The sequence below is a fragment of the Streptomyces sp. NPDC058469 genome (genome assembly GCF_042721125.1).
Taxonomy (GTDB): Bacteria; Actinomycetota; Actinomycetes; order Streptomycetales; family Streptomycetaceae; genus Streptomyces.
The window spans coordinates 1-26,697 of record NZ_JBHXME010000032.1 but is presented as its reverse complement, the minus strand read 5'-3'; the positions used below and the strand labels follow the sequence as shown (position 1 = coordinate 26,697).

At 67.1% G+C, this 26,697-nt stretch carries 24 protein-coding genes and 2 tRNA genes; 17 read left to right on the top strand and 9 right to left on the bottom strand.

Translation table 11 applies throughout. From position 1 onward, the window contains the following. Nucleotides 1-5: 5 nt before the first annotated feature. Nucleotides 6-1,370 (top strand): DUF317 domain-containing protein, encoded by a 1,365-nt coding sequence (locus ACFWP5_RS16745; protein WP_384156133.1) that lies wholly within the window; start codon nucleotides 6-8, stop codon nucleotides 1,368-1,370. Between the two features lie 172 nt (nucleotides 1,371-1,542). Here the strand turns inward: ACFWP5_RS16745 and ACFWP5_RS16740 are convergent, their stop codons facing one another. Next, the gene (locus ACFWP5_RS16740; protein WP_384156131.1) at nucleotides 1,543-2,433 is read right to left on the bottom strand and encodes a DUF5655 domain-containing protein; all 891 of its coding nucleotides are present in this window, start codon (nucleotides 2,431-2,433) and stop codon (nucleotides 1,543-1,545) included. A 483-nt stretch (nucleotides 2,434-2,916) separates the two neighbouring features. On the opposite strand from ACFWP5_RS16740, the gene ACFWP5_RS16735 reads away from it, so the two are divergent. The 4 genes from ACFWP5_RS16735 (at nucleotide 2,917) to ACFWP5_RS16720 (ending at nucleotide 6,524) form a co-directional block, all read left to right on the top strand. Continuing rightward, on the top strand, nucleotides 2,917-3,639 hold the full coding sequence (locus tag ACFWP5_RS16735; protein WP_384156128.1) for a M50 family metallopeptidase: 723 nt from the start codon (nucleotides 2,917-2,919) through the stop codon (nucleotides 3,637-3,639). Nucleotides 3,640-3,762: 123 nt separating this feature from the next. After that, nucleotides 3,763-5,091, top strand: a complete 1,329-nt coding sequence (aroA, locus tag ACFWP5_RS16730) for a 3-phosphoshikimate 1-carboxyvinyltransferase (protein ID WP_384156126.1) — start codon at nucleotides 3,763-3,765, stop codon at nucleotides 5,089-5,091. 12 nt (nucleotides 5,092-5,103) lie between these two features. Further along, the gene (rsgA, locus tag ACFWP5_RS16725) at nucleotides 5,104-6,114 is read left to right on the top strand and encodes a ribosome small subunit-dependent GTPase A (RefSeq protein WP_384156123.1); all 1,011 of its coding nucleotides are present in this window, start codon (nucleotides 5,104-5,106) and stop codon (nucleotides 6,112-6,114) included. A gap of 86 nt (nucleotides 6,115-6,200) precedes the next feature. After that, a complete protein-coding gene (locus ACFWP5_RS16720) occupies nucleotides 6,201-6,524 on the top strand; it encodes a multidrug efflux SMR transporter (protein WP_043674501.1) in 324 nt (107 codons plus the stop codon). A 57-nt stretch (nucleotides 6,525-6,581) separates the two neighbouring features. Here ACFWP5_RS16720 and ACFWP5_RS16715 read toward each other — a convergent pair whose 3' ends face one another. Then, nucleotides 6,582-7,190 carry a TetR/AcrR family transcriptional regulator gene (locus ACFWP5_RS16715; RefSeq protein WP_384156120.1) on the bottom strand — a complete coding sequence of 203 codons (609 nt, stop codon included), beginning with the start codon at nucleotides 7,188-7,190 and terminating at the stop codon, nucleotides 6,582-6,584. Between the two features lie 224 nt (nucleotides 7,191-7,414). Between ACFWP5_RS16715 and hisN the strand changes: the two genes are divergently transcribed. Next, the gene (hisN, locus tag ACFWP5_RS16710) at nucleotides 7,415-8,215 is read left to right on the top strand and encodes a histidinol-phosphatase (protein WP_384156117.1); all 801 of its coding nucleotides are present in this window, start codon (nucleotides 7,415-7,417) and stop codon (nucleotides 8,213-8,215) included. Between the two features lie 37 nt (nucleotides 8,216-8,252). Here the strand turns inward: hisN and ACFWP5_RS16705 are convergent, their stop codons facing one another. From ACFWP5_RS16705 to ACFWP5_RS16695, 3 genes are read right to left on the bottom strand one after another with little or no spacing between them, the layout of a single operon-like run. Next, nucleotides 8,253-8,789, bottom strand: a complete 537-nt coding sequence (locus tag ACFWP5_RS16705; RefSeq protein WP_384156114.1) for a tyrosine-type recombinase/integrase — start codon at nucleotides 8,787-8,789, stop codon at nucleotides 8,253-8,255. Continuing rightward, a complete protein-coding gene (locus ACFWP5_RS16700; RefSeq protein WP_384156111.1) occupies nucleotides 8,786-8,977 on the bottom strand; it encodes a hypothetical protein in 192 nt (63 codons plus the stop codon). Before ACFWP5_RS16700 ends, ACFWP5_RS16705 begins: the two co-directional genes overlap by 4 nt. Then, on the bottom strand, nucleotides 8,974-9,363 hold the full coding sequence (locus ACFWP5_RS16695; RefSeq protein ID WP_384156109.1) for a DUF6415 family natural product biosynthesis protein: 390 nt from the start codon (nucleotides 9,361-9,363) through the stop codon (nucleotides 8,974-8,976). The genes ACFWP5_RS16700 and ACFWP5_RS16695 overlap by 4 nt, the downstream gene beginning before the upstream one ends. Nucleotides 9,364-9,589: 226 nt before the next feature. Between ACFWP5_RS16695 and ACFWP5_RS16690 the strand changes: the two genes are divergently transcribed. From ACFWP5_RS16690 to ACFWP5_RS16645, 10 genes are all read left to right on the top strand, one after another. Further along, nucleotides 9,590-9,850: a hypothetical protein gene (locus tag ACFWP5_RS16690; protein WP_365608258.1), complete on the top strand. Its 261-nt coding sequence runs from the start codon at nucleotides 9,590-9,592 to the stop codon at nucleotides 9,848-9,850. Continuing rightward, a complete protein-coding gene (locus ACFWP5_RS16685) occupies nucleotides 9,822-10,349 on the top strand; it encodes a DUF6879 family protein (protein ID WP_384156106.1) in 528 nt (175 codons plus the stop codon). Before ACFWP5_RS16690 ends, ACFWP5_RS16685 begins: the two co-directional genes overlap by 29 nt. 24 nt (nucleotides 10,350-10,373) lie before the next feature. After that, a complete protein-coding gene (locus ACFWP5_RS16680) occupies nucleotides 10,374-11,225 on the top strand; it encodes a helix-turn-helix domain-containing protein (RefSeq protein ID WP_384156102.1) in 852 nt (283 codons plus the stop codon). Between the two features lie 139 nt (nucleotides 11,226-11,364). Then, a complete protein-coding gene (locus ACFWP5_RS16675) occupies nucleotides 11,365-11,607 on the top strand; it encodes a hypothetical protein (RefSeq protein WP_384156099.1) in 243 nt (80 codons plus the stop codon). A gap of 616 nt (nucleotides 11,608-12,223) precedes the next feature. Further along, nucleotides 12,224-15,520 (top strand): NACHT domain-containing protein, encoded by a 3,297-nt coding sequence (locus ACFWP5_RS16670; protein ID WP_384156095.1) that lies wholly within the window; start codon nucleotides 12,224-12,226, stop codon nucleotides 15,518-15,520. Between the two features lie 852 nt (nucleotides 15,521-16,372). Further along, nucleotides 16,373-16,765, top strand: a complete 393-nt coding sequence (locus ACFWP5_RS16665) for a cyclic nucleotide-binding/CBS domain-containing protein (protein WP_384156092.1) — start codon at nucleotides 16,373-16,375, stop codon at nucleotides 16,763-16,765. A 151-nt stretch (nucleotides 16,766-16,916) separates the two neighbouring features. Further along, entirely contained in the window at nucleotides 16,917-17,333 is a 417-nt protein-coding gene (locus ACFWP5_RS16660) for a Fur family transcriptional regulator (RefSeq protein WP_384156089.1), read from the top strand. A gap of 179 nt (nucleotides 17,334-17,512) precedes the next feature. After that, nucleotides 17,513-18,280: an ABC transporter ATP-binding protein gene (locus ACFWP5_RS16655; RefSeq protein ID WP_384156086.1), complete on the top strand. Its 768-nt coding sequence runs from the start codon at nucleotides 17,513-17,515 to the stop codon at nucleotides 18,278-18,280. Continuing rightward, nucleotides 18,277-19,140, top strand: coding sequence for an ABC transporter permease (locus tag ACFWP5_RS16650; RefSeq protein WP_384156083.1), 864 nt, complete (start codon nucleotides 18,277-18,279; stop codon nucleotides 19,138-19,140). The genes ACFWP5_RS16655 and ACFWP5_RS16650 overlap by 4 nt, the downstream gene beginning before the upstream one ends. Beyond that, nucleotides 19,137-20,282 carry an ABC transporter substrate-binding protein gene (locus ACFWP5_RS16645; protein WP_384156080.1) on the top strand — a complete coding sequence of 382 codons (1,146 nt, stop codon included), beginning with the start codon at nucleotides 19,137-19,139 and terminating at the stop codon, nucleotides 20,280-20,282. Before ACFWP5_RS16650 ends, ACFWP5_RS16645 begins: the two co-directional genes overlap by 4 nt. A 54-nt stretch (nucleotides 20,283-20,336) precedes the next feature. Here the strand turns inward: ACFWP5_RS16645 and ACFWP5_RS16640 are convergent. The 4 genes from ACFWP5_RS16640 to ACFWP5_RS16625 all read right to left on the bottom strand — a co-directional run bounded on the left by ACFWP5_RS16640 (nucleotide 20,337) and on the right by ACFWP5_RS16625 (nucleotide 25,939). Continuing rightward, nucleotides 20,337-20,410, bottom strand: a tRNA-Met gene (locus ACFWP5_RS16640). A gap of 452 nt (nucleotides 20,411-20,862) precedes the next feature. Further along, nucleotides 20,863-22,701, bottom strand: a complete 1,839-nt coding sequence (locus tag ACFWP5_RS16635) for a tetratricopeptide repeat protein (RefSeq protein WP_384156077.1) — start codon at nucleotides 22,699-22,701, stop codon at nucleotides 20,863-20,865. A gap of 205 nt (nucleotides 22,702-22,906) precedes the next feature. Continuing rightward, nucleotides 22,907-22,980 (bottom strand) — tRNA-Met (locus tag ACFWP5_RS16630). A 43-nt stretch (nucleotides 22,981-23,023) separates the two neighbouring features. After that, complete coding sequence (locus tag ACFWP5_RS16625; RefSeq protein WP_384156263.1) at nucleotides 23,024-25,939, bottom strand: UPF0182 family protein; 2,916 nt, start codon at nucleotides 25,937-25,939, stop codon at nucleotides 23,024-23,026. Nucleotides 25,940-26,113: 174 nt separating this feature from the next. Here ACFWP5_RS16625 and ACFWP5_RS16620 point away from each other — a divergent pair, with 174 nt between their 5' ends. Next, nucleotides 26,114-26,656: a PPA1309 family protein gene (locus ACFWP5_RS16620; protein ID WP_384156074.1), complete on the top strand. Its 543-nt coding sequence runs from the start codon at nucleotides 26,114-26,116 to the stop codon at nucleotides 26,654-26,656. Nucleotides 26,657-26,697: the final 41 nt, after the last annotated feature.

The window sequence follows — 26,697 nt, the reverse complement described above, 5'->3', positions numbered from 1 at the left end:
GCAACGTGACCCCCGCACCGCCCATCGACGCTCACGTCCGCCTTGACACCCACCCCACTCATCCCAGCGCCGTCATAGCCGTCCTGACAGGCTCCCAGGCCCGCATCACCCACATGGGCCTGGAGGCAGCCGGCTGGACCGTCGTCGCCGAGAACGTGCTGGTCCTGGTGCGCATCGACCACGAGGAGCCCTACTGGGCCAAGGACGCAGCCACGCACCTGGCCGCCGAGGGCACGTCTGTCGAGATCAGCCCCCGACTCCAGGAAGCCATGGACGAGGAATGGACCTGGGCCAGCTACCCGATGCCCTGGTGCACCCGCAGCGAGATCCGTGAGGTCTCCAACGAGGCCCAGAAGATCCACGACGACATCCGCCACGGCCAGCTCCTCATCCACGCCCACGCCCACGACGGCCACACCACCGTCGCGGTCGGCACCTACCTCGGCCGCAACGGCAAGTCCGTCTACCTCCACGGCGAGGACCACCTGCGCCAGATCGCCGACACCTTCGACTCACCCGCTGGGGCCCTGGTCGCCTTCGAGAAAGTCCACGCTGCCGACATGCGCCCCGGCCCGGCACCCCTGACCGACACCGAACGCGCTGCCGCCGAAGCCCGCGCCCCCCTCGCCCTCACCGCAGCCGCACCTGAACCGGCCCGCCCGGAGTCGGAGACCGTCCCGGCCTACGCAGCCGACGCCGGCGACCACGACGCTCTCCTCGACGCGTTCCTCGACACACACGGCGAGTGGGAGCGGTGGCGGACCTGGTCCGACGAGACCACGCACGTCATCCATGAGTCCCAGACCCTGCGCATCGAGCGCGTCCACGAGACCCCCGCTCACGAGACCGCGTGGACCGTGGCCGCCTACGAGACGCCCGTCTCCGACCGGATGTGGGTCCTCACCGCGACCGGCGCCACCCCCGCCCCGGTTCTGCAGGAGCTGCTGGACCACCTCGCGGACGGCGAGGGCTGGGACACGGCCATCGGTACGCCGGTGGACGAGAAGACGGTCACCGCCGCCACGCACCCCCTCAGCGACGCAGGGTGGGAGCACACCGTGGACGGCCGATGGATCCGCTGGACGTCCCCCGCCGGGGACGCGGGCGTCCAGTTCGACGCCTTCACCGCCCAGCACCCCACCCAGAACCTGACCGCCTGGACCATCTGGGCCGGCCCCGACCCCGACCGACCCGCCTGGACCCTCACCGCGTCCCCGCACACCCCGAGTTCGCTCCTGGCCAGCCTCTCCGAGACCCTCGCCCACGAAACCGGTACTCGCCACACGACGACCGCAGGCCCCGAACGCAGGACGAGCCTCGTCGCCACCCCGCCGACCGCTCCGGCGGTCACGGCAGGCCCTTCACGCTGATCACCGGCGCGCAAGAGCGGGGCAACATAGCGCGAGATCGCCGGTTAGCCAAACCGGCGATCCCGCGCATCATTGATAGTCCACCGCCACGCCCTGCCCGCACGTCGAAAGGCACCACCCCACGACCACAGAGCAGCCACGAAGCGCGCACGGCCAAGAGGCCGACAGGCATTCATGCCGCGGCGTAGCTCGCCCGGAACAGACCCTGCGCCCGCTCCACGTCCCTCGGCGTACGGAGCTGAACCTCCAGATCGCCCGTCCCGTGGTGGCCGAGCCCGGACACGTCACGGGTGAAGCCCGGAACGAGGTCGACGTCCTTCGGGTCGACCTTCAGGTAGACCAGCAGTTTGCTGCGCTGCGGCGGGCAAAGACAGGCGAAGTTCCGCAGCCGCTGGTACGCCCGGTAGTGCTTACGCTCGACACGGTTCACGCCGTCCCCGAGCCCGAGCAGCACCTCGTCGACCGCGCCCGCCAGCTCCAGCATCGCCGCGCCCAGAACGTCGGCCGCCGCCTGGGCAACCGCCTGTCGGCGCGCCCGGCGGGCGACCTGCATGCCGCCGCTCACGGAGGCCACGGCCTCAAGGCCGAGCAGGTCGCTGCCGAAGAGTCGGTAGCGGACCAGGTCGATCGACCTCCGGTGCTCGCGCACGGCATGCAGGTCGTAGCGGGTGAAGTCGCCGGCGATGCAGATCAGTCGCGGTCCGCTCCACAGGACCTGGGACGCGGCCGTCACCCCGAGCCGGGCGCGGACCAGGTGCTCGAACTCGGCACGGTGGTCCATTAGCCATGCCAGGTAGAAAAGCCCCTGGTTGATGACGCCGGCGTCGACACCGCGCTTGTACTCGACAATGACCGGCGAGCCGTTCTCGTCCAGCCCTAGCGAATCGATCCGGCCTCCATGCATCGGCCCGGTGCCGTACTCGCTCGCCAGGAACCGGACGCCCAACAGCGTCTCCATGTTGCCCTCTACGAGGCTCTGTACATCCGCCTCGACCTCAGCAAGACTCGGCGCGACTTCGGTCACACTGCCGTCCGTCGCGTGGAACAGCCTCAGGCCCGACACCTTCCCCTCCTCGGTTCGAGACCAAGAACGCCAAGGAGAGACTGGGTTGTTTCCGCAAGCCGCCTGCAACGAGTGAAGATCGTGTAAGTATTCGCATCCGTGCCACCGAAGCACAGCGTGCCTGACGGAAGCCTCCCGCCGACAGACCGGAGGCTAAGCCCCCGCCGCTTACGCCATGTTGGGGTGGATAGCGTTGACGCCCTGACGCTACGGTCGACCGCCACCGCCTAGCCGGGAACCTACAGGGAGATCAGCACCGGACCAGCACGGGACGGGTGTCTTGGGGTGATCTCAGGTGCCTCCAGGTCAGCACGCAGTCAGCACGGGTAGAGCAAGAGCCCCGGATTACTCCGGGGCTCTAACGCTGTGAGCTGCATGTTTGCTGTCAGGAACGATCCCTGCTAACCCGGCGTCTCAGATACCGTCCGCACATACGTGCCAGACTGCCAGATTCGACGACACCCACGGGAGCCTCCGCCACCAATGGACAGCACCGCAATCGCCTCGATACCCGCCCTCTGGGACGAGGTCTTCGGCAGCCAGCCCGACCCGGATCTGTGGGTGGTGATCGCCACCATGGCCGCCGCGCTGGCCGTGGTCGTCCCGCACGGCGTGTGGCGCCTCTCCCGGAACGCCATCACCATCGCCCACGAGGGAGGCCACGGCCTGGTGGCCCTGCTGACCGGCCGCACCCTCACCGGCATCCGCCTCCACTCCGACACCAGCGGCCTCACGGTCAGCCGCGGCAAGCCGCACGGCCTCGGCATGATCCTCACGGCAGCCGCCGGTTACACCGCTCCCCCGCTCCTGGGCCTGGGCGGCGCGGCCCTCCTGGGCGCCGGCCACATCACCCTCCTCCTGTGGCTGTCGACCCTCCTCCTGATAGTCATGCTGGTGATGATCCGCAACGCCTACGGCGCCCTCACGGTCATCCTCAGCGGCGCCGCCTTCCTCCTGATCTCCTGGCTGACGGGCCCCCAGGTCCAGGCAGCCTTCGCGTACGCGGTGGTGTGGTTCTTGTTGTTGGGTGGCGTACGCCCGGCGTTCGAGCTCCAGGCAAAGAGGTCAAGGGGCGGAGCCGGGGACTCGGACGCGGACCAGTTGGCGCGCCTGACGCACGTACCGGCAGGCTTGTGGCTGTTCCTCTTCCACCTGGTATCCCTGTGCTCGCTGGTAGGCGGGGGGCGCTGGCTGCTGGAGCTGTGACGCGCCCAGAAGGGGCGAGTCACAAACGGCGCGGGGCCGTATCTATGTGCGGCTCCGCCGCGCGGGCGCGACCAGCCACGATGGCGCGGCACCCGAAAGTCGGCCTGCTTATACAGTGGGCCCATGGCCCCGAACGACGCACAAACCGCCCTCTGGCCCGCCCCCATCGCCGCCGGAGCCGTCAACGCGACGGTCCACGTCCCGGGGTCCAAGTCGGTCACCAACCGCGCCCTCGTCCTCGCCGCCCTCGCAAGCGAACCCGGCTGGCTGCGCCGCCCCCTCCGCTCCCGCGACACCCTCCTGATGGCCGGCGCCCTGCGCGCCATGGGCGTAGGCATCGAGGAGGGCGTAGGCACAGAAACGGGCTCCGGCGAGTTCTGGCGGGTCATCCCCTCGGGCCTGCACGGCCCGGCCACGATCGACGTCGGCAACGCGGGCACCGTGATGCGCTTCCTGCCCCCCGTCGCCGCGCTGGCCGACGGCCCCATCCGCTTCGACGGCGACCCGAGGTCGTACGAACGCCCCCTGCACGGTGTGATCGACGCGCTGCGCGTGCTCGGTGCCCGGATCGACGACGACGGCCGGGGCGCGCTGCCGCTGACGGTGCACGGCGGGGGCGCGCTGGACGGCGGGCCGGTGGAGATCGACGCGTCCTCCTCGTCCCAGTTCGTGAGCGCCCTGCTGCTCTCCGGACCGCGCTTCAACCAGGGCGTCGAGGTCCGGCACACCGGCTCCTCGCTCCCCTCGATGCCGCACATCCGGATGACGGTCGACATGCTGCGCGCGGTCGGCGCCCAGGTGGACACCCCGGAGTCGGGCGGCGAGCCCAACGTCTGGCGGGTGACCCCGGGCGCGCTGCTCGGCCGGGACCTGACGGTGGAGCCGGATCTGTCGAACGCCCAGCCGTTCCTCGCCGCGGCGCTCGTGGCCGGCGGCAAGGTGGTCGTACCGGACTGGCCGGCCCGTACCACCCAGCCCGGCGACCGGCTGCGGGAGATCTTCACCGAGATGGGCGGTTCCTGCGAACTGACCGAGTACGGGCTGGAGTTCACCGGCTCGGGCTCGATCCACGGCATCGACGTGGACCTGGGCGAGGTCGGCGAACTGACCCCCGGCATCGCGGCCGTCGCCGCCCTCGCGGACACTCCCTCGACCCTGCGGGGTGTCTCCCACCTGCGGCTGCACGAGACCGACCGGCTGGCCGCGCTCACCAAGGAGATCAACGAGCTGGGCGGTGACGTGACCGAGACCGCCGACGGCCTGCACATCCGCCCGCGCCGCCTGCACGGCGGGATCTTCCACACCTACGAGGACCACCGCATGGCCACCGCGGGCGCGATCATCGGCCTCGCGGTCGAGGGCGTACAGATCGAGAACGTGGCGACGACGGCGAAAACCCTTCCGGACTTCCCCGACCTGTGGACCGGGATGCTCGGGAGCGATGGGGCGTAGGGGACACACGCCATGCGTCGCTACGGCAAGAACACCGACGAGGACGACATCCGCCAGCGCCCGAACCGCAAGGGCAACCGGCCGCGTACGAACATCCGCCCCAAGCACGAGGAAGCGGTCGGGGGCATGGTCCTCACCGTCGACCGGGGCCGCCTGACCTGCCTGGTCGAGGACCGGGTCGTGATGGCGGTCAAGGCCCGCGAACTGGGCCGGAAGGCCGCCGTGGTCGGCGACCGGGTCGCCATCATCGGCGACCTGTCCGGCGACAAGGACACCCTCGCCCGTATCGTCCGCATCGAGCCGCGCACCTCCGTGCTGCGCCGCACGGCCGACGACGACGACCCGTACGAGCGCGTGGTCGTCGCCAACGCCGACCAGCTCGCCATCGTCACCGCCCTCGCCGACCCCGAACCCCGCCCGCGCCTCATCGACCGCTGCCTGGTCGCGGCCTACGACGGCGGCCTCGACCCGCTGCTCGTCCTGACCAAGTCGGACCTCGCGTCGCCCGACGAACTCCTGGAGATGTACGGCGCGTTGGGCGTCCCCTACGTCGTCACGAGCCGCGAGGAGCTGGAGAACGGCACCGCCGTGGAGCGGGTGCGCAAGCAGCTGGACGGCAAGATCACGGCGTTCGTCGGCCACTCCGGTGTCGGCAAGACGACCCTCGTCAACGCGCTGGTCTCGCTGGAGCGGCGGCGCAGCACCGGCATCGTCAACGCGGTCACCGGACGCGGCCGGCACACCACGACCTCGGCGCGCGCGATCCCGCTGCCGGACGACTCCGGCTGGGTCGTCGACACCCCCGGCGTCCGCTCCTTCGGCCTGCACCACGTGGACCCGTCCCGGGTCATCAAGGCGTTCCCCGACCTGGAGCCCGGCACCGAGAACTGCCCGCGCGCGTGCAGTCACGACGAGCCGGACTGCGCGCTGGACCAGTGGGTGGCCGACGGTCACGCCGACCCGCAGCGGCTGTACTCGCTACGGCGGCTGCTGGCCACCCGTGAGCGAACAGAGGGCGACTGATCACCGTCTGACCACCGCGTGTTTGTGGGGACTCAAGTTCGGTAAGTGCATAATCGCACCGAGCCGGACAAACGGGAGGACAGCACATGGCGTGGCTGCTGGTTGTCGTGGCCGGAATTCTGGAGACCGGGTTCGCCGTGTGCCTGAAGCTGTCCCACGGCTTCACACGCCTGTGGCCCACGGTCGCCTTCTGCTCCTTCGCGCTGGGCAGCTTCGGCCTGCTCACCCTCTCCCTGAAGAAACTCGACGTGGGCCCCGCCTACGCCGTGTGGACCGGCATCGGCGCGGCCGGCACCGCGATCTACGGGATGGCCTTCCTGGGCGACCTGGTGTCGACGCTGAAGCTCGTGTCGATCAGCTTCGTCATCGTCGGGGTCATCGGGCTCCAGCTGTCCGGTTCCGCACACTGACCACGGGCTCTACTGGGCACGAGCTCCCCTGACCACGGGCTCTACTGACCACGGGCTCTACCGGGCAGGGCTGAGCGCGCTGCGGACCAGTTCGCCGACCCCGCCCTCGCCCGGCGGTGCCGCCACGCAGGAGAGGGCCAGGCGGACGACCAGTTCGCAGGAGCGGGCCAGGTCGACGGTGTCCGGCCTGGCCGCCGCGCCGGGTCCGGCGAGCGCGGTCACGGCACGGTCGCGGACGACGGCCACGAAGTCACCGGGCGAGGGCAGCGGTCCGTCGGCCCGGCGCTGTGCCGGTACGGCGGAGGAGGACGGCACCGCGGACAGGGTCGGCGAGGGCAGCCGTTCGCTCCAGCAGCCGGTGAGCATCGCCCGTACCAGCGCGTTCTCGCGGGCCGCCGACGCGGTCCACTCGGCGGTCGCGGTCAGCCGCTCGCGGGCGTCGCTGTGACTCCCGAGCGCCCGCTCGACACCGACGAGATACCCGTCGGCCTCCCTTCTGACCAGCGCCCGCGCGAGCCCCTCCTTGCTCCCGAACTCGTTGTACAGCGTCTGCCGGGACACTCCGGCGGCAGCGGCCACGTCCACCATCCGTACGGTGGACCACGACCGACGCGCCAGCGCCGTATAGGCGGCGTCCAGCAGGGATTCCCGCGCTGCAGGCATCATTCGCCTCCCGGGGCGAGCGGCTCTGCGCCCAGATTTGACGCGCGCGGGAGCACTGTCAAGGGTTCGCGGCGGTGCCGGGGGGCGCACTTCGGCCATTGCGCGCGGGAGTTGGACCGGGGTTCCCCTCCGACGATCTCCTCGGCGGTCCCCTGAAGGTCCCCACCTCCCGTTTCGCCCACCGGGCCCTGTAGCCCCGGCGCGACCCCTGAAGATACGGTTCACGCATGGCCGACTATCACGATGACCTGCGCCTCGCCCACGTCCTCGCGGACGCCGCCGACGCCGCGACGACCGCGCGCTTCAAGGCGCTCGATCTCAAGGTCGAGACCAAGCCGGACATGACTCCGGTCACCGAGGCGGACAAGGCGGCCGAGGAGCTGATCCGCGGCCATCTGCAGCGCGCACGCCCGCGCGACGCGATCATCGGCGAGGAGTACGGCAGCGAGGGCACCGGCCCGCGCCGCTGGGTGATCGACCCGATCGACGGCACGAAGAACTACGTACGCGGCGTTCCGGTCTGGGCCACGCTGATCTCCCTGATGGAGGCGGCGGAGGGCGGCTTCCAGCCCGTCGTCGGCCTGGTCTCCGCGCCCGCGCTCGGCCGCCGCTGGTGGGCCGCGAAGGGCCACGGCGCCTACACCGGCCGCAGCCTCTCCTCCGCGTCCCGGCTGCGCGTCTCCCAGGTCTCGAAGCTGACGGACGCCTCCTTCGCGTACTCCTCGCTCACCGGCTGGGAGGACCAGGGCCGCCTGGGCGGCTTCCTCGACCTGACCCGCGAGGTGTGGCGCACGCGCGCGTACGGCGACTTCTGGCCCTACATGATGGTCGCCGAGGGCGCGGTGGACATCTGCGCCGAACCCGAACTCTCCCTCTGGGACATGGCGGCCACCGCGATCATCGTCACCGAGGCCGGCGGCACCTTCACAGGCCTCGACGGCCACCCGGGCCCGCACAGCGGCAACGCGGCCGCGTCGAACGGCATCCTGCACGACGAGTTCCTGGGGTATCTCAACCAGCGCTACTGACCTGGCTTGGGGCCTGACCTGCGCGTTACCCCCTCCCTCAGGCCCCCTGAGCCGTCGTTGGGCCGTCATCGGTCTTCGGGCCGTCCTCGAACGCGCCGTTCACCGCTTCACGCGTTCGCTTCTCGCTGCTCGGCATCAGGTGCGTGTACGTCCGGAGCGTGAAGCCCGGGTCGTGGTGCCCCAAGTACTCGGACAGGGCCTTGATGTTCTCCCCCGCGTCCAGCAAAACGGACGCGTAGAAGTGCCTCAAGGCGTGCATGCCGTTCTCCCTGCCGCGCGGGACGCCCACGGTGTCGAGGGCGGGGCGCCACGCCAGACGGTTGAAGACGACACGGTTGACCGCGCGCTCCCCCGCGTTGGAGAAAAGCAGGGAGGCGGTCACCGGAGTGCCCTCGACCGAGCGCCACGGCAGCGATACGGCCTGAGCGGTGTCCGGCTCGACGAGGCCGACGTGCTCACGGTGTGCCCACACGTCCCGCCTCGGTCCGCTCATGCTCTCCTCGTGCCAGAGGTGAACTGCGTCATCAGGATCGGTGATCGGCTCGTCGCAGTAGCGGCAGAAGCGCAGAGTCATGACGCACCTGCCACACGCGTATGGCAGGGACAGGGGCAGCGTCGTACCAGGACCAGGCCGGCCCCGTGGGGCAGTAGCGGGATGTCCTTGGTCTGACGGCATTCGTGGTGCAGTTCCTGGTAGCCGTCCAGGGCAGCCACCGCGCACTCGGCGGAGCGCATCGAGGTGTCGTCGATGGCCGCGGTCACGGGCGCGCACCGAGGTTCTCGTAGTGGTCACACAAAGCGTTCAACGTGCGCGCCAGCCGTCGGGCATAGCCGACTTCTACGCCGAATCTGCGGATCGGCTCGGCACGGAGCTTTCCCCGCGCCTCACCTACGCAGGCGAGCGCGCAGTACCGGGGGATGCTGTCCTTATTCAACCGCCTGACGGACTGCTCGACCTCGGGGATGAGCAGCTCCAGGTGGCCCCGAATCATCTGCGTCAGCGTCTCCAGCTCATCAGCCGTTGGGGGCAGCGCCACGGCGTCGGGGTCCAGCAGAATCTGCACGGTCTCGCGCATGACGGGGATGTCAGGGCGATCGGCTTGCCCGCGCTCAGTACCTTCGGATGCTGCGGTGGTGCGGTTCGCCATGTCGACCCCTGCCCAGTCGGCCACGCCCGGGGCCGTTCGCGTGGTCGCCGGGTCTCGTCGTGCCTCTCGAAGCTAGGAGTGCGATGGACGTCAACGCCAGCAATGTGCAGATCTTTGCACTCATGCCAACCTGCCGTGGGTCTTGTCGAGTTCGGCCTCTTGACCTGCTACGCCAACTGCCGGACCGTGTCGCAAAGAACTGCACATCTCATGGATGGAGACAGTCATGTCGCTACGGTTCATCGGGATCGACCCCGACACCAAGACCGGGGACTCACCGACCGTGTGGGTCGACCAGGAGAAGGGCGAACTCGTCTTCCAGGGATGGAAGCCCGACCCTCAACTCGAAGCGGAGTGCGCCGCGTTCGAAGTGCCAGGTCATGCCGTCGGTATTCCGGTGGACGAGGCCGTCATCCGCGTCCCTGCCAGGATGGTGCACATGATCAGGGAGGCGTGCGATGTCCTCGATCGTTCCGACGATCGCTGAGCTCATGGACGACTGCACACGCTCCGCTGTGCACCTTGAGATGCGAGATCACTACGGGGTGGCCGCTGAGGCTGATGACTTCCGGACATGGCTGGAGACCGGCCGTCTCGACACCGACCCAGGATCGCCGGACTGGGCACCCTGGGTGGACCTGGTCTCCCGTGCCGTGGCGCGCGGCGTCGTGGTGCGGCGCGCCCGGATCGTGTCCGAACCCGTCACGGACTACATCCGCTACGAACACGCCTCCACCAGCGTCAACGTGCACGCCGGGGAACAGGTCCGCTGGTTGCCCCGCCGACGCGCCTCGGACATCGCCCTGCCGGGCAACGACTTCTGGCTCTTCGACGACCAGGTGATCCGGTGGGGCTACTTCTCCGGCAACGGGGCCATGATCGGCCACGAGATCTCCGAGGACCCTTCCGTCGCGAAGCTGTGCACTGAGTCCTTCGAGGCCGTATGGGCACGCGCGATCCCTCACGACCAGTACCAGATCCACTGACCAGAAAGCACCGGCAGCCAACCCATGCCCGCCTCGCCCTCCTCATCTGCCCAGGCCGCACGTGAAGCCGTCGCCCACCGGCTGCGCGACCTCCGCAAGGAAGCCGGCCTGACGGTCGTGCAGTTGGCTGCCGCGTGCGACTGGCACTACTCCAAAACCTCACGCATCGAGAACGCCCTCACCGGCCCGTCCGCCAACGACATCCGACGGTGGTGCACCGCGACCGGGGCGGACGGACAAGCGCAGGATCTCGTCGTGCAGTCCATCAACGCCGAGTCGATGTACCGGCAATGGCGCGACCAGGTCCGCGCCGGACTACGCCACATCCAGGACAGCAGGATGCAGGCGTCCCGCGAAACCCAGAACTTCCGGATCTACTCCTCCAGCATCGTCCCCGGACTGTTGCAGACAGAGGGCTACGCACTCGCTGTCCTCGGTATCGCCGCAGGCATCCACGACCTGGACATCGACGACAGCGCGGAGGCCGCGCGCGCTCGGCTCGAACGCTCCCGAATCATTCACGAACAGGGACACCGCTTCGTCGTGGTGATCGAGGAGGCCGTCCTGCGCTCCCAGGTGGCCGACCCCGACGCGATGGCAGCGCAACTCGGCTACCTCCTCACCGCCGGCGCCCTCCCAGCCGTCTCCCTCGGAGTCATCCCGATGACCATCCGCCGGACGCACTGGCCCGAGGAGACCTTTCACCTCTACGACGACAAGCACGTCTCCGTCGAGCTGGTGTCCGCCGAAGTGAACGTCACCCAGCCCTCCGAAATCGCCCTGTACGCGAAGGCATTCGAGCGGTTGCGCAGCATGGCCGTGTACGGCGCGAACGCTCGCGCTCTGATCGTGAAGGCCATCGAAGCCCTGCGCTGAGCCGGACTTTGCCCAAATCAGTGGTCGATCTACATCCACCCGTCGGTTGCCCCTCGTCGTCGTCACCGCGCCTGTAGACCTTGCCGTTCCCCGAGCCGCATCCCCGGGTCTGCCCCGGAGGCGACTTAAGATCCAGGCCATGGCAGACATCCCCGACGAATTGATCAAGCTGGAACGTTCCTCCGAAGACGCCCGTCAACAACTCGCCGGCCTTGTTGGTGAGGAGTACGAGGCGCAGTGGAAGGCGTGGCGTACAGCGGCCGAGGAATTCCAGGCCGCGGTAACCGTATACGCGACGCTCGAAGACGTGACCATGTCGCGGCATGAGGTGGAGCAGGCGGCGAAACGGGCTGTACGGCACGCTGAGCCCGCTGATGCCTGACCTACGAGCCGCCGGGCCAGCTCTCCAGAGTTGCTCGCCGATGGCGCCCATTCGACCAGGGCGACACGTGCGCCGACTAGCCCCGGTAAGCCTGGTCAAAGAGGTTCAGAGCCAGGCCTCAATCCCACGCACGCCATCACCACCTCGGCACGGTGCTGCGAGTCGGTTCCAGCCACGGCCGCCTCAACCCTTCGCGTGTGCTCGGCCTCCCGTCGTATCACCGCCTTGTAACTCAGCGCGCGACGAATCGTCTCCGACAGCATCACAAGCACGAACAGGGCCAGTAGCACCCAGGGGCTGTCTCCCGCTGCAGCAGTCGCTGCATCGACCAACATCACGTCATCTCCTGTCTGCCATCCCACTCAAGGTGGAAGCGATGCAGCGAACACTCCCCGCTCAGCAGAGTTTCCCTCTAGCGTGGGGAAACTCTGCGGAAACTGATCGGGGAACCATGCCCAGCGGACGGCCCAGCAGGTCAAGCCAACGACCACAACCCGAACTGGCCGAACTGGCCACGTGGTTCCGGAGTGCCCTCAGGGACGCGGGATACGAAACAGCTCACGCCTTCCTGCGCGCACCTCGACGTCCTTGCCAGATCCCACCCCCGGACAAGAATGTGGTTTACGACATCATCGGAGGTAAGCGCCTTCGAGATCTTAAAGCCACCGAGCGTCTAGCCGCAGCACTCGGGCAGCCGACCGGCTCCGTCACCGCCGCGTGGAATAAGGCCAAGCGGCTCTTGGAACAAAAGGAGCTCGCTGCGCGCCAGCTCAGAGAGGACCCACGACTCGGTTGGGCCGACATTCCACTGCCGGATACCTGGCTTGAGGACCTCTTACGAAGCCAGGCTCGTGCGGCTGAACAATTCCCCTACGATTTGCTTGGTGTACACAAGCCCCCTCTGTCTGATGTTTTCGTTGAACAAGATATACAGCCCGCATCTTCTGGCTCCAAAAGGCAAGCGCTACGCGGCAATACACCAGCCCCCACCCTTGCCGCCGCCCTCTCAGCGCACGATCACCTTTTCATCACCGGGGGGCCTGGCTCGGGCAAGACAACCCTCGGACAGCACCTGGCCCGCCAGATTGATCGGTACTGGCTCCGGGAAGCGGACGCAGACCTTCCCTGGTGCGTCGAAGCCGTCGCCTGCATTCGCGTTACATCAGCCGATCTACTCACACAGGACGCATGGCACCAACAGTTGAGTAATGCGATAGCGCGCGCTGGTGCGTTGATCAGCCCTATAGGCCCAGAACGCTTCGCTCAGCGCCCGCACGGCGCAAGATGGCTAATCATTGTGGACGGGCTCGATGAAATATCGAACCCGAAAACCAGAAATACTATTCTACAGACACTAGCGAGAGAGATCAGGCCAAACGGAAATTGCCGACTAGTTATTACTTCGCGGCCCCTGCCGCAAGAGGAGCTCAAACCATTCGAAAACCTGACAGGAATCGGTTTTTACACACTCAAGGGGTTCGATAAGAACCAACAACTTTCTTTTGCCAAGCGATGGTTCGCGACCCAGGGAGATGCCGATCCGGACATACGATCACAGGAATTTATCGAAGAAGCTCACCAGGCAGACCTGCAGGAGATTCTCCAAGTCCCACTACTGACAACCATCTCCGCCGCCTTCCGGAGTCGGAATCCATGGTCACCACTACCTCGGGGACGAATTGCACTGTATGAAACCTTCCTTTCCGATCTCCGCAGTGCGCGCGAGGGAAATTTGGAAGTCATCGCTCGCTTCCATGCTCGATGGCAAACTCGCGGGCTTGGCCACCTCGCCGACTGGCTCTTGGCGCATCAAGACGAATTGGTAACGCACCTCGCATGGCAAAGCGTCAAGACTCAGCGCCTGTCACCTCGCCTCCTCGATGTAGCCCAGAAGTGGCTAGCGTCACACCTACCCTCAGGATTGAGTTGGCCACACGGAACCGAGGGTGAACTTGGCCAATTCCTCACACATACAGGCGTCATGGCCTTCGATGGAGCCGAACTTTCCTTTCTTCATAAATCATTCGCCGAGTTTATAGCAGCCCAAGATGAAGCGGCTGGAATCTCGGCAGACTTCCCGAATCTTGATGCAAAGTCCGCCGCCATTTCTAACCCATCTGAACGTAACCGAATCCTTTTCACTTTCGCCCTATGGGCTCGAAAAACCGGCAACGACGTAACCTCTATCGTTCGGCATCTCTTGGCTCGAGATCTGCAGCATCGAATCATGGCACTGCGACTGGTGACCTCCGGGGTGCCACTAGGCCAAGCACTGGAACGATCCGTTATCGATCGACTAATGGATTTCGCCGCCAATGACTACGAATATATTATCGAGGATAGACAGAGTCAGATCCTGTCCGAGCTCTCCCAATTGCGTGGAAATGAACGTCTCGCAAACCATCTGCGGCTGCTTGCACAATCAGAAGGTATGCGGTCTTCACTTCGAACCGGAGCTGCGGCCGCGTACGCAAACGTATCTTCCTTGAGCGGCGGAATCGAACTACTTAAGAAGATAACCGAAACGGCCCGACCTGATGCAGCAATCTCCTGCTGTCGTCTACTTTCATCACTCGACCCGGCTGGGGCAGAATTCCGGATAGAATTCTTGCGGCGTGTACTAAATGATAGCCATGCCGCGAATTGGTACCGCCTAGATGCAGCAGAACAGCTTGTAGCATTGGGAGAAACGCCCGGGATCTTCGAATTCGCCTTGTCGATCGTAGCTGGCACCGAACAAAACAGTTCAGTCATCGAACACGCCAGTGACGTAATATTTGCCCTTAAGGGCCGAAATGCAGCCGCAGAGGTGAGGCTTGCAGTCACTAACAAGAGAGTTACTGTCGAGTGGTCACTTAAAGGCCTGACTATGACCTTGCTGCGGTTTGGCATTATGGATGAAGTGCCACGCTTCGCACGACGCCTTTTTGACGAGTCTGCCGATGACGAATCGATCGGTGAAGTTGTTAATGTCTGGATTGATAAGGCGGGAGAGGGCGCGGCAGACAAAATTGTTGAAATTATGCGCGACCACCCAGCTTGGAACTCAGACGAACGTCCCGGCGTGGCTCGCACACTAGTCGCATGCGGTTTCAAGAGCCAGGCTGCTGAGTTGATTCGTATGAGCCTCGACTCTTCACCGCGCCCCTACCTCCCAAGCCTGGAACTTAACACGTTAATCGACGCTATCGGCGCCGAGGCCGTGCCTGAGATATTGACGTGGTGCGAAAAACTCCAAGTGCGTCCCAGGGATTACACATCTGTGATGAAACACCTCATCGGAGTGGGAGCTCCGTCGAACAGCATCCTCCCATTTGCGAAGAGAGTGCTGTATCATCCTGGCGCAGGTAATGAAGATTTTGTAAGCGCGGCCGAGACTATCTGTGACCTCAATTACGCTGGAGGGTGCAGAGTGGTGCTAGAAGCCTTACATGCCCGCCCCTACGGTGGCGCAGACCTGCGGGCTTCGCTGCTGCCTGTCCTGTCTGAGCAGGGTGAAGCGGCGGCTGTATCAGAACTTACACAGGAGTTATTGGCCGATCCCGGCGTGACGACACCCGAACTGATGGCGGTAATTCGAGCCTGCCTTACGACAATGGGCCGTACAGCAATTCGGCAGATCATAGGTCGCATTGAGGCTTCCAGCCCTCTCACAGTCGACCAACTGAACGCCATGGCCGCCCTTCTGACGGGCGAGGGCTTCTCCGAGGAGGCCGCTCGCCTGTGGTGCCGGGTGTGCATAATGCCGGGCACCGCAACTGAGACACGGTGGCGCGCACTGCAAGAGGTTATGAACGTGAAAGCCGATCAGCAGGCCGTCCAAGCATTGCAACAAGCTCTAATTACATCATCTTCTCCAGCCGAATCCTTGATTCTCCGCCGACTCCTCGCCTGGCTAACTGCCTCAGACTGAACGGGCAGGCTGGGAACGAGGTGAGTAATGACGAACAGCCGCGCCGGCCCAACTCGTTGATGACGTCCACATCAATGCGAACTATTACTAGCTGGCCCGGGGCCGCTTCCATCATCACGATGGCCTCCGTGAGCCGTGGACCAAAAGGCCGGGCTCGACTGAAGAAGCGCGGGAGCAGGCGTCACAAGAAGTGATCCGTGCATGGTCAGGGACCTCTGGGCAGTTGTTTGGGAGAGGGGATGTCGCAGCTTCACGAGCTCCCGTACCGACATGGCTCAAGGGTCCCCTCTGAGCCGCCCCGTTGGTCGCGCGCTCTCGTTACCGAGAGAGCAGGCCGACCCAACCTTCCGCAGCGTACAGGCAGCCATTGACAACGCTCGTGCACCAAAGGTGCACCAGGGAACCACTGGGAAAGCCGCCTAGCCACACGACGTCGCACACTCACCGTTTGCCCTGCTCAACGCCCCGGCTGCCGCCAAAATGCCTCAGCTTCGCAAGCTGATGACCGCAGACGAGCTGGGGACCGCTGCGGCGGCCTCGCCGGGCCGTCTGTGGGCCGTCCGAGCGTGGCCAACGACGACCAGCAACGACCAATGACGGCTACAACCGTGCAGCTCGTCGGCGGGGTGGGGAGTTACGCCGCACCCCACCGACGACCGCGATCAATACCAGCGCTACTGAGCACCACGGGACCCCCGCACACGCCCCCAACCGGCCGCGCGCGCCCTCTTGTTGACCCGTGCTTTACCTGCAACTCTGAGAGTCCCCCCACTTGTGAATTTGTGAATCCGGTAACTAACGGACCCACGGTCCGTGAGCGACCCCGGATTCCCTAGGAGGTGGCCTCATCCCATGCTGGTCCGCGACGCCATGAGCACGGTGGTTCTCACCATCGGCCCCGCCCACACCCTCCGCCAGGCAGCCGCCCTGATGTCATCGCGCCATGTCGGCGCGGCCGTGGTCCTCGATCCGGACGCCGGCGGCATCGGCATCCTCACCGAACGCGACATCCTCAACTCCCTCGGCCGGGGCCAGAACCCGGACACCGAGCGCGCCCACGCCCACACCACCACCGACGTCGTCTTCGCCACCCCGGCCTGGACCCTGGAGGACGCGGCCAGCGCGATGGCCCACGGCGGCTTCCGCCACCTCATCGTCCTCGACCGTGCCGAGCCCGCCGGCATCGTCTCGGTCCGCGACATCATCCGTTGCTGGGCACCCGCCCGACAGCAGGTACCGGCCTGACAACGACCCGGACCGAATCGGAGTCGGAGCTGGAGTCACAGCCGGAGCCGGAGCCGGAGCCGGAATTCGACTTGGACTGAGTCCAAGTCGAGCACCTCTCCAAAATCACACCCATTCGGGAACTGGTCACCTTGCTGTTAAGCTGGCGGGCATGAGTGACCTTCTGGAGCGGCTGCGCGGACGCGGATGGCGGATGACCGCACAGCGGCGCGTCGTGGCCGAAGTGCTCGACGGCGACCACGTCCACCTGACCGCCGACGAGGTCCACTCCCGCGCCGTGACCAAGCTGCCCGAGATCTCCCGGGCGACGGTCTACAACACGCTGGGCGAGCTGGTCTCGCTCGGCGAGGTCCTCGAAGTAGCCACGGACAAGCGAGCCAAGCGCTACGACCCGAACGCGCACAGCCCGCACCACCACCTGGTCTGCGCCCAGTGCGGCCAGATCCGCGACGTCCACCCGGGCGGCAACCCCCTCGCCGACCTCCCCGACTCGGAGCGCTTCGGCTTCACGGTCTCGGGCGTCGAGGTGACCTACCGCGGGCTGTGCCCGAACTGCGCGAGCGCGTAAGGACCATTGCAGGCCCACACAAGCCCCGGCACCGCACAAGGCGGCCGCCGGGGCTTCGCGTTGCACGCACCCTTCCTGAATCTGACGCCCCGTCATATCGTCATGCGGCACCGCCACTCGTAACGGACTCCGAACTCCGAACCCCGAACTCCGAACTGCGAACTCCGCGAGGAGCAACCGTGGGAGATCCGCACCCAAAACTCCACGCCACCCAACTGACCCGCACCTTCGGCCGCACCCCGCACCAAATACAGGCCCTCGGCCCCCTCGAACTCACCGTCGCACCAGGCGAGTTCGTCTGCCTGGTAGGCCCGTCCGGCTGCGGCAAATCCACCCTCCTCCGCATAGCCGCAGGCCTACTGCGCCCCACCACAGGCACCCTGGAGATCCGCACGAAGAGCCCCCGCCCGGCGGCCATGATCTTCCAGGACTACGGCATCTACGACTGGAAGTCGGTCCGCGCGAACGTCCGCTTCGGCCTGGACATCCAACGTGTCCCGCGCCGCGAGGCGAACGCCCGCGCCACCGAGTGGCTGACCCGCATGGGCCTCGCCGACTTCGCGCACGCCTACCCGGCGACCCTCTCCGGCGGCATGCGCCAACGTGTGGCCATCGCCCGCGCACTCGCCGTAGAACCCGAACTCCTGCTGATGGACGAGCCGTTCGCCGCTCTCGACGCCCAACTCCGCACGATCCTCCAGGACGAACTCCTGGAGATCACCCAGACGTTGCGCACCACCACCCTCTTCATCACGCACAGCCTGGAGGAGGCGCTCGTCCTCGGTGACCGCGTCCTGGTGATGTCCGCTCGCCCGGGCCGGATCATCGCCGAACACCGCCCGCCGTTCCCGCGCCCACGCACCGGCGACATCCGCGACACCCCCGAATTCACCGCCCTGAAGAGCGAGTTGTGGGAGCTGCTACGGAAGGAGGCGGTACCGGCATGACCACCATCGCCCCCGACCGCCAGGAGTCGGTCCTGGTCCGCCGCCCCGGCCCTCAAGAACTCAATCCCCTACGCACCCACCGCCGCCGACGCGCCCTGGAACTCACGCTCGCCGTGGCGGTCCCCCTCGCACTGATCCTCTGGTGGCAACTGGCCGCCACCCAGGGCTGGATAGACCCCCGCGTCTACCCGTCCCCCTCCACGATCCTCTCCGACGGCTGGTCCCGGGCCGCCGCAGGCGACCTGTGGCCGGACGTCTGGGCCACCACCAAACGCGTCCTGGGCGGCTACGCGATAGGCACGGCGACCGGCTACGCCCTCGGCCTCCTGATGGGCTCGCTGTCCCTGGTCCGGGCAGCCCTGGAACCACTGCTGGACGCCCTGTACGTAGTCCCGAAACTGGCCCTGCTGCCGATCTTCCTGAACATGTTCGGCCTGGGCGAAGGCCCACAGGTAGCGCTCGTGGCAGCGACGGTCTTCTTCTTCGTATGGATCTCGACGATGTCGGCGGTCGTCGCGATCCCCTCCGGCCACCGCGACGCGGGCCAGGTCTTCGGCGCCACGCCATGGCAGATGTTCCGCCACGTCCTCCTCCCCGCCTCCCTCCCCGCGGTCCTGGTGGGCGCGCGCATAGCGGCCGGCGTGGCGGTCCTGGTCATCGTCGCCTCGGAACAGATCGCCGCGACGAACGGCCTGGGCCACCTGATCTTCGACTCCCGCGCGCTGTTCGAGAACGACGTGATGTTCGTGGGCATTGTGTGCGTAGCGGTCCTGGGGGTCGTCTTCTCCGAACTGGTGCGTATAGCAGGCCGGTTGCTCACACCGTGGGCACCGAGGGACCGAGGACGGGGACAGTCATGAGAAGGCGTGCGTACGGTGTGGCAGTCGTCGTGGCGACCTTGCTGACGTCGGCGGCCTGCTCGTCGAAGTACGCGGAGGATTCCGGGCCTTCGAGCACAGCCGCCGCGGGCAACCGCACCGTCAAACCGGTGGACGGCTGCGGCAAGTCGTCCTGGACGGACCCGGCGGACCGCTCCCCCACCCGCGTCCCGGCACGCTGCCTGCCCCTCGCCCCTTCCCCCCAACCTCTCCCCACAACACGGAAGTTGACGATCGCGACGGGAACGCTGAGCGCGGAGTACGTCGCCCCGCTCGAAGTCGCCCTGGACAAGGGCGAGTTCAAGAAGGAGGGCCTGGACGTCACGCTCAAGGTCCTCCCGACCCCGGACGCACTGCCACTGCTGGCCAAGGGGGACATCGACGCGATGTGGGCGGCCCCGGAGGCGGCCGTCATGAACGGCGTCAAGGGCGGCTTCGACATCAAGTGGGTCGCCGGGAACTTCTCGCCCGACCCCAAGTCGAAGAGCGGCCTGTGGGCGAAGCTGAAGAAGGGCGAGGCGGCGGCCGACGTCCGGATGGCGGGCCGCAGGATGGGCACGATGATCGGCAAGGGCTCGGTGATCGCGTACCCCATGGAGAAGGCCCTCGCGACCCACGGCGGCGGCCTGGACAAGATCCAGTACCAGCAACTCGGCTCCGCCGACGTCCTCACCGCCCTCCAGAACGGCGGCGTCGACTCGGCCTGGCTCCTGGACCCGGTCTGGCGCAAGGTCGACAACAACCCTCAGTACGCCTTCCTGGGCGGCCAACCACTGGGCGAGCCCCTGGGAGGCATGCTCTATGGCCGCAGCCTCCTGCACGACGACGTGGACGCCGGCGTGGCTCTCCTCCGCGCCTACATCCGCACGGTGAACACGTACTTCGCGGGTGACTACAAGGGCGACCCGGCCTTCGTCGCCTACTTGGCGAAGCTTCTGAAGACGGACGAGTCGGTCCTGAAATCAACCCCGTCCCTGACCATGGACTGGGAGATCCGCGCGGGCACGACGACACGACTGCAGTCGGCGTACGAGGCGACGGGCGTATCAAAGGGGGCGGCGCTGCCGGAGTCACGGACGGTGGACCGCTCGCTGTACGAGGCGGCGGTCGGGCATCAGCCGTAACGCTGGAAACACTTGAGGCCGGAACCCTGATGGGTTCCGGCCTCAAGCCTTCAGTAGCGGGGACAGGATTTGAACCTGCGACCTCTGGGTTATGAGCCCAGCGAGCTACCGAGCTGCTCCACCCCGCGCCGTTGAATGCAACGTTACGTCAGACGGGCCAAGAGAAGCAAATCGCTTATCAACCCAGGTCAGCTCCACCCAGCCGGCCCGACGCTCACCTTCCAGCACGGGCGGAACAATCCAGCCCGTCCGGCGTCCACCACCCAGCCCGACCGGCGTCCACCTTCCAGCCCAGGCCGCCACCACCCACCCCGACCGGCGTCCACCTTCCAGCCCAAGCCGCCACCACCCACCCCATCCAGCGTCCACCTTCCAGCCCAAGCCGCCACCACCCACCCCATCCAGCGCTCACCTTCCAGCCCAGGCCGCCCCAATCCAGCCCGTCCGGCGTTTGAGGACGAGGCCCCTTCAGGGCCGACGGGGGTCTGGGGGCGCAGCCCCCGGGCGGGGCCGAAGGGGCGGCAGCCCCTGGGGATGGGACGGGTAGGGGCGGCGGGGGCGATAACACCCCACCGCACCACTACGCCGTAAGTTCCTGCCGCAACGCATCCCGCAACCGAGCCGCCCGCTCAGACACCTCACCGGGCCCAAGCGTCACCGCCCGATCAGCCCACCGCTGCCCCTCAGCCAACTCCCCCCGACGCGCGTAAACCAGAGCCAACCGCAACGCAGCCCGCCCATGCCCCGCATCCGCGGCCCGAGCCCACCACACAGCCGCCTCCGGCTCACTCCCCTCCCGGGCGAGCAACAACCCAAGATTGAAAGCCCCGTTACGAGACCCGGCCTCGGCAGCCTCCCGATACCACCGAGCCGCCTGGACGACATCGCCACGCGCCGCCGCCAGCATCCCCACCCGCACCTGCGCCCGCCGATGCCCCTGAGAAGCCGCCCGCTCGTACCACTCCTCACACTCGGTCTTCTCATGCACCTGCTCACCCAGCTCATGCGCAGGCGCGGGCGGCCGCCGAGCATCAAGCACCGAGGCCAACCGGTAAGCAGCCTCCGCGCTCCCCCCACCCGCGGCACACCGCAGATGCCGCTCGGCCTCCCGCTCGTCCCCGTCCCGAAGGCGAGCGATCCCGACCTGCAACGCCGCCTCCGTGTGCCCGGCAGCCGCAGCCCGCTCGTACCAGGGCAGCGCGACGGCCTCCTCGCCGCGCCCGGCGAAGAGAATCCCGAGGTTGAACGCCGCGTCCACACTCCCGGCCTCCGCGGCCTTGGAGAACCACGGCTCGGCCCCGGTCGCGTCACCACCCTGAAGCAGCAGCACGGCAAGCGCGTTGGCGGCCTCCCGGTGCCCGGCGTAGGCAGCCCGCCGGTACCACTGCTCGGCCTGCGCGGTGCGCGTCTGCTCGGCGCAGAGGAGCCCGAGGTTGTACGCGCCGTTCACGTCCCCGGCGTCCATCGCGGCCCGGTACCACCGCTCGGCGGTCTGTGTCTCACCGCGCTCGGCGTGCAGCGCGCCCAGCGCGTTGGCCGCGTTGCCGTCGCCGTCCTGGGCGGCCCGGAGCCACCACACGGCGGCGCTCTCGGTGTCGCCGGCGTCGCGCAGCAGGAACCCGAGCGCACAGGCGGCGCGGGCCTCCCCGTCCTTGGCGGACGTCAGATACCAGCGCCCGGCCTCCTTGAGCTCGCCCCGCTTCTCCAGGATCGCCCCGAGCTGCAGCGCGGCCCGCTGATGTCCACGAGCGGCGGCCTGCCGGTACCACTGCTCGGCCTCGTTCCCGGGGTCCCCGGAGGTGTCGGGGGTGCCAGGGCCCGAGGCGACACCGTTGTCAGTCCCGCCCTCGTCCTCGTGCGGCGCCCGGCGATCAAGCGCGCGGGCCAGCCGGTACGCGGCCTCGCGGTGCCCGCGCTCGGCGGCGGACCGCATCCACTGTTCGGACGCGGTGTCCCCGCGGTGCTCCAGCAGATCGGCGAGCGCGTACGCGCCCAGCGCGTGGCCCTGTTCGGCGGACTGGCGCAGCCAGTAGTCGGCGGCGGGCTCGTCGCCGCGCTCGCGGTGGTACCGGCCGAGCGCGTGCGCGGCGGCGGCGGACCCTGCTACGGCGGCGATCCGCCACCAGCCGGCGGCCTCGTCGGTGTATCCGCGCTGGTGCAGGAGGACGCCAAGATTGTTGGCCGCGGCCCGGTCGCCCTCGGCGGTGGCGGCACGCAGAAGGGACTCGGCTCCGTCGAGATCACCGCGGCGCAGCAGCATCGCCCCGAGGACACTCGTCGCCTCGACGTCGCCGGCCTGTGCGGCGAGCCGTGTCCGTGTCTCGTCGACAGCCTCTCCGTCACCGGTCTCGTCCCGGTCGGAAGGCTGCACAAAACGCCCTGTATCCAACAGAGTTGCCTTGTCCCCCATAACGTCCATCGTCGCACCACCTGCAACCTGGGTACACCTGGTATACCGCAGCCAGTGAGGTCTCTACAGCGTTTTGTCGACATGCCCACAGAGAGACAAGCGAAACACGGTTTCACCAAGTCCCCCCGGCGGCACGGCCGTCACCCTCGTCGGCACATGCGTTCGCACAGCGCGAAGGCCCGGATCCTTGGAGGATCCGGGCCTTCGCGATCAGTAGCGGGGACAGGATTTGAACCTGCGACCTCTGGGTTATGAGCCCAGCGAGCTACCGAGCTGCTCCACCCCGCGCCGTTGTGTTGCAACCGTACCACGGCGTGAGGTGGGCTTTTCCCTATCCGCTACTGGGGCTACTGCTCGGACTCGGACTACTGGTGCTCTTGCCACTGCCCTTGCCCTTGTCGGCCGCGGCCTGCGCGTTCTCGGCCCGCTGCAGCGCGGACTGGAGATCCTTCTGCGCCTGCCCGTACGCCACCCAGTCGCCCTTCTTCAACGCCTGTTGCCCGGCGTCGAAGGCCTTCTGGGCGTCGGTCAACGCCGCTTGGACCGTTGGGTTGCTGGATGTCGGTGGAGTGGTGGTCTCGTCCGGTGGCGGGGTCGTGGTGCTCTCCGCCCCGAAGACCTTGTTGAGCCCCTCGTCCAGCGTGTCCTCGAAGGCGGTCTTGTTCCCGTAGGCCACCAACACCTTGCGCAGGAGCGGGTACTTGAGTCCACCGCCGCGTACGTAGACGGGTTCCACGTAGAGCAGTCCTCCGTCGAGCGGCACCGTCAGCAGGTTGCCGTACTCGATGTCGGAGTCGCCGCCCTTGAGGAGCTTGATGGACTCGGCGATGTCCTGTTGGGAGTTGAAGGCACTCTGCACCTGTTTAGGCCCGCCGACGGTCGTGCTGGTCGGTAGCTTCAGGATTCTGATCTTGCCGTAGTCCGGGGTGCCGGCCTCGGAGTCGACCGCCATGAAGGCGCTGAGGTTGTCTCTGCCGTTCGGTGTGAACGTCGTCGTCAACGAGAAGGCCTGCGCGGACTGGTCCGGCATCTTCATGCTCAGGTAGTACGGCGGGACCGCGCTGCCCGACTTGTTGGTCGGGTCGTCCGGCACCTGCCACACCTCGCTGCCGCTGAGGAACGTCTGCGCGTCCGTCACGTGGTAGCGGGTGAGCAGCTCGCGCTGGACCTTGAACAGGTCCTGCGGGTACCGGAGATGGGCCATCAGCGAGGACGAGATGTCCTTCCTGGGCTCGACCGTGTTCGGGAACGCCTTCATCCAGGTCTTCAAGACCGGGTCCTCGGTGTCCCACTGGTAGAGCTTGACGGCACCGGTGTACGCGTCGACGGTCGCCTTCACCGAGTTGCGGATGTAGTTGACCTGGTTCTGCTGGGCCACCACCGCGCGGTTGTTGTTGGTCGCCGTCAGCGAGTCGGCCGTGGTGTCACCGAGGGTCGTACGCGAGGCGTACGGGTATCCGTTGCTCGTCGTGTACGCGTCGACGATCCACTGGATACGGCCGTCCACGACCGCCGGGTAGGCGTCGCCGTCGATGGTCAGCCAGGGCGCCACCGCCTCGACGCGCTCCTTGGGCGTGCGGTTGTACAGAATCCGCGAACCCTCGCCGATCGCACCGGAGTACAGGATCTGCGGCTCGTTGAACGCCACCGCGTACGCGGCCCGGTTGAGCGGGTTGGAGAGGTTGACCCCGCTCTTGCCCGTGTAGCTGGTGGTCTTCTCGCCGCTGTCGTCGGAGTAGTCGATCTCCTTCTGGGGACCGCCGACGATCGAGTACGTGGTGGTCTTCTCGCCGTAGTAGATCTGCTGCTCGTACGTCCCGAGGTCGCCCTTGGACGGCAGATCGGACTCGGTGAAGACCGGGCGGCCCTCGGAGTCGACCTCGGTGCCCTTGGCGGCGACCACTCCGTAGCCGTGCGTGTAGCGGAAGTGGTCGTTGATCCAGTTGTTCTTCGGAATGCCGTTGAGGTTCAACTCGCGCAGACCGATGACCGTGTCCTGGTCCTTGCCGTCCTCGCTGTAGCGGTCGACATCCAGGTTGGTCGGGAACGCGTAGTAGTTCCTGATCTGCTGGAGCTGCTGGAACGTGGGCGACACGACGTTCGGGTCCACGATCCGGATGCTCGCCGTGGAGTTGACGTCGGAGCGCAGCTTGGTCTTGTCCTTGGTGGTGCTCGTCCCCGAGTACTCGGTGACCTTGGTGTCGTCGATGCCGTAGGCCTCGCGCGTCGCCTTGAGGTTCTTCTGGACGTACGGGGCTTCCTTGGCCTGCTCGTTCGGCTGGACCGTGAACTTCTGGACGATCGCCGGGTACAGGCCGCCGATGAGGATCGCGGAGAGCACCATCAGGCCGAAGCCGATGACGGGCAGCTGCCAGGTGCGCCGCCAGAGGGTGGCGAAGAACAGCAGCGCGCAGATGACGGCGATGCAGAACAGGATCGTCTTGGCCGGCAGATACGCGTTCGCGTCCACGTACCTGAGGCCCGTCCAGTCGCCCGTCGCCTTGAAGTCGCTGGATTTGACGGCGAGTCCGTACCGGTCGAGCCAGTAGGCCACCGCCTTGAGGGCGACGAAGATGCCGAGCAGTACCGACAGATGTCCGGTGGCCGCGGCCGTGGCGCGCGCGCCCGGGCTGGTGATGCGCAGGCCGCCGTACAGGTAGTGCGTCAGCGCGGCGGCGAGCAGCGAGAGGATCGCGGCGGCGAAGCCGAAGCCGAGCAGGAAGCGGTACCAGGGCAGGTCGAACGCGTAGAAGGACACGTCGAGGTGGAACTGCGGGTCCTTCTGGTGGAAGGGCACGCCGTTGACCCACATCAGCCAGACCCGCCACTGACTGGACGCGGACGCCCCCGCGATCAGCCCGACCAGGGCGGTGATCGCCAGAAGCAGCCACTTCTTGTACGGCGCGATGCCCATCCGGTAGCGGTCGAGGCTCTGCTGCTCCATCGACATCGCGCTGAGCGGCGGGCGCAGGCGGTGCGCCAGCCAGATGTTCACGCCCACCGCGGCCGCCATCAGCAGACCGAAGACGAAGAACAGTCCGATCTTCGTCGACAGGGTGGTGGTGAACACGGACGAGTAATGCACCGACCGGTACCAGAGCCAGTCCGTCCAGAAGCCCGCGAACATCGTGAACGCCATGCCGAGTACGGCAAGGACGCCCAGTGTCATGAGCAAAGTCCGGACACGCCGGGACGGGCGGCCCACTCTGATCCGCGGCCCTGTCGGGCCTCCGCCGCGGTCCGGCATCTGGAAAGCCAAGGTGCGCACCTCGAAGTTCGCTGTTGGTCGCTGTCGTTGCGTCAGGTCCCCGGGTTCGCGGACCCTCCGTAGCCCCACGTGATCGCGGGCCCACACCTATGCAACTTACTCACCGCTTACTCGGTTCCCGATTCCGGCCATGAACGAGGCAGGATTGTGACCATGTCCAACACTCCCATGGCAGCGAATCCCCTCACCCGGGCCGTACTCGAGATCGACGAGTACGCCTCCGGCCTCGGCTGGGACCAGCCCGCTCGCCTCTTCGCCCTGGTAGACACCGCGCGGCTGCGGTCCCAGGAACCCGGCCTCGCGGCCCAACTCGGCCTGCGGGACGAGCCCGAGACCACCGGTCTCACCCCGATCGAGCAGGAGGAGATCCCGGCCGGAAAGCCGCTGGACGAGTTCCTCGGCACGATCGCCTGGCCCGACGCGGTGGCCGGCTGCGCGCTCACCGTCGAGCGCCTGATGCTGCCGCCGTCCGCCGAGGCCTCCGTCCCGGACGGCCTGAGCGAGAAGAAGCTCACTCAGTGGGTGGCCCAGCACCCGGACCGCCAGGAGGTCCGGATGACGGTCGCGGTCCTGCGCGACGGCACCCGCGACTCGGCCCTGCGCCTGCGCGAGAAGGACTCCCCCACGGAGGTCCTCACGGGCGGCGCCCTGGTCCCCGGCCTCGCGGAGGCCCTGTCGGCGACGTTCGAGGACTGACGTCGTCCGCTACGACTCCGGGGGCGCCCTCTGTGTGAGGG

Bases quoted from the DNA above. Each gene is read 5' to 3' on its own strand.
- ACFWP5_RS16620 (WP_384156074.1), top strand. From the start codon at position 26,114: ATGTCCAACACTCCCATGGCAGCGAATCCCCTCACCCGGGCCGTACTC.
- ACFWP5_RS16680 (WP_384156102.1), top strand. From the start codon at position 10,374: ATGCCCGCCTCGCCCTCCTCATCTGCCCAGGCCGCACGTGAAGCCGTC.
- ACFWP5_RS16625 (WP_384156263.1), bottom strand. From the start codon at position 25,939: ATGCCGGACCGCGGCGGAGGCCCGACAGGGCCGCGGATCAGAGTGGGC.
- ACFWP5_RS16675 (WP_384156099.1), top strand. From the start codon at position 11,365: ATGGCAGACATCCCCGACGAATTGATCAAGCTGGAACGTTCCTCCGAA.
- hisN (WP_384156117.1), top strand. From the start codon at position 7,415: ATGGCCGACTATCACGATGACCTGCGCCTCGCCCACGTCCTCGCGGAC.
- aroA (WP_384156126.1), top strand. From the start codon at position 3,763: ATGGCCCCGAACGACGCACAAACCGCCCTCTGGCCCGCCCCCATCGCC.
- ACFWP5_RS16705 (WP_384156114.1), bottom strand. From the start codon at position 8,789: ATGACTCTGCGCTTCTGCCGCTACTGCGACGAGCCGATCACCGATCCT.
- rsgA (WP_384156123.1), top strand. From the start codon at position 5,104: ATGCGTCGCTACGGCAAGAACACCGACGAGGACGACATCCGCCAGCGC.
- ACFWP5_RS16695 (WP_384156109.1), bottom strand. From the start codon at position 9,363: ATGGCGAACCGCACCACCGCAGCATCCGAAGGTACTGAGCGCGGGCAA.
- ACFWP5_RS16665 (WP_384156092.1), top strand. From the start codon at position 16,373: ATGCTGGTCCGCGACGCCATGAGCACGGTGGTTCTCACCATCGGCCCC.
- ACFWP5_RS16720 (WP_043674501.1), top strand. From the start codon at position 6,201: ATGGCGTGGCTGCTGGTTGTCGTGGCCGGAATTCTGGAGACCGGGTTC.
- ACFWP5_RS16685 (WP_384156106.1), top strand. From the start codon at position 9,822: ATGTCCTCGATCGTTCCGACGATCGCTGAGCTCATGGACGACTGCACA.
- ACFWP5_RS16660 (WP_384156089.1), top strand. From the start codon at position 16,917: ATGAGTGACCTTCTGGAGCGGCTGCGCGGACGCGGATGGCGGATGACC.
- ACFWP5_RS16635 (WP_384156077.1), bottom strand. From the start codon at position 22,701: ATGGACGTTATGGGGGACAAGGCAACTCTGTTGGATACAGGGCGTTTT.
- ACFWP5_RS16735 (WP_384156128.1), top strand. From the start codon at position 2,917: ATGGACAGCACCGCAATCGCCTCGATACCCGCCCTCTGGGACGAGGTC.
- ACFWP5_RS16650 (WP_384156083.1), top strand. From the start codon at position 18,277: ATGACCACCATCGCCCCCGACCGCCAGGAGTCGGTCCTGGTCCGCCGC.
- ACFWP5_RS16715 (WP_384156120.1), bottom strand. From the start codon at position 7,190: ATGATGCCTGCAGCGCGGGAATCCCTGCTGGACGCCGCCTATACGGCG.
- ACFWP5_RS16645 (WP_384156080.1), top strand. From the start codon at position 19,137: ATGAGAAGGCGTGCGTACGGTGTGGCAGTCGTCGTGGCGACCTTGCTG.
- ACFWP5_RS16690 (WP_365608258.1), top strand. From the start codon at position 9,590: ATGTCGCTACGGTTCATCGGGATCGACCCCGACACCAAGACCGGGGAC.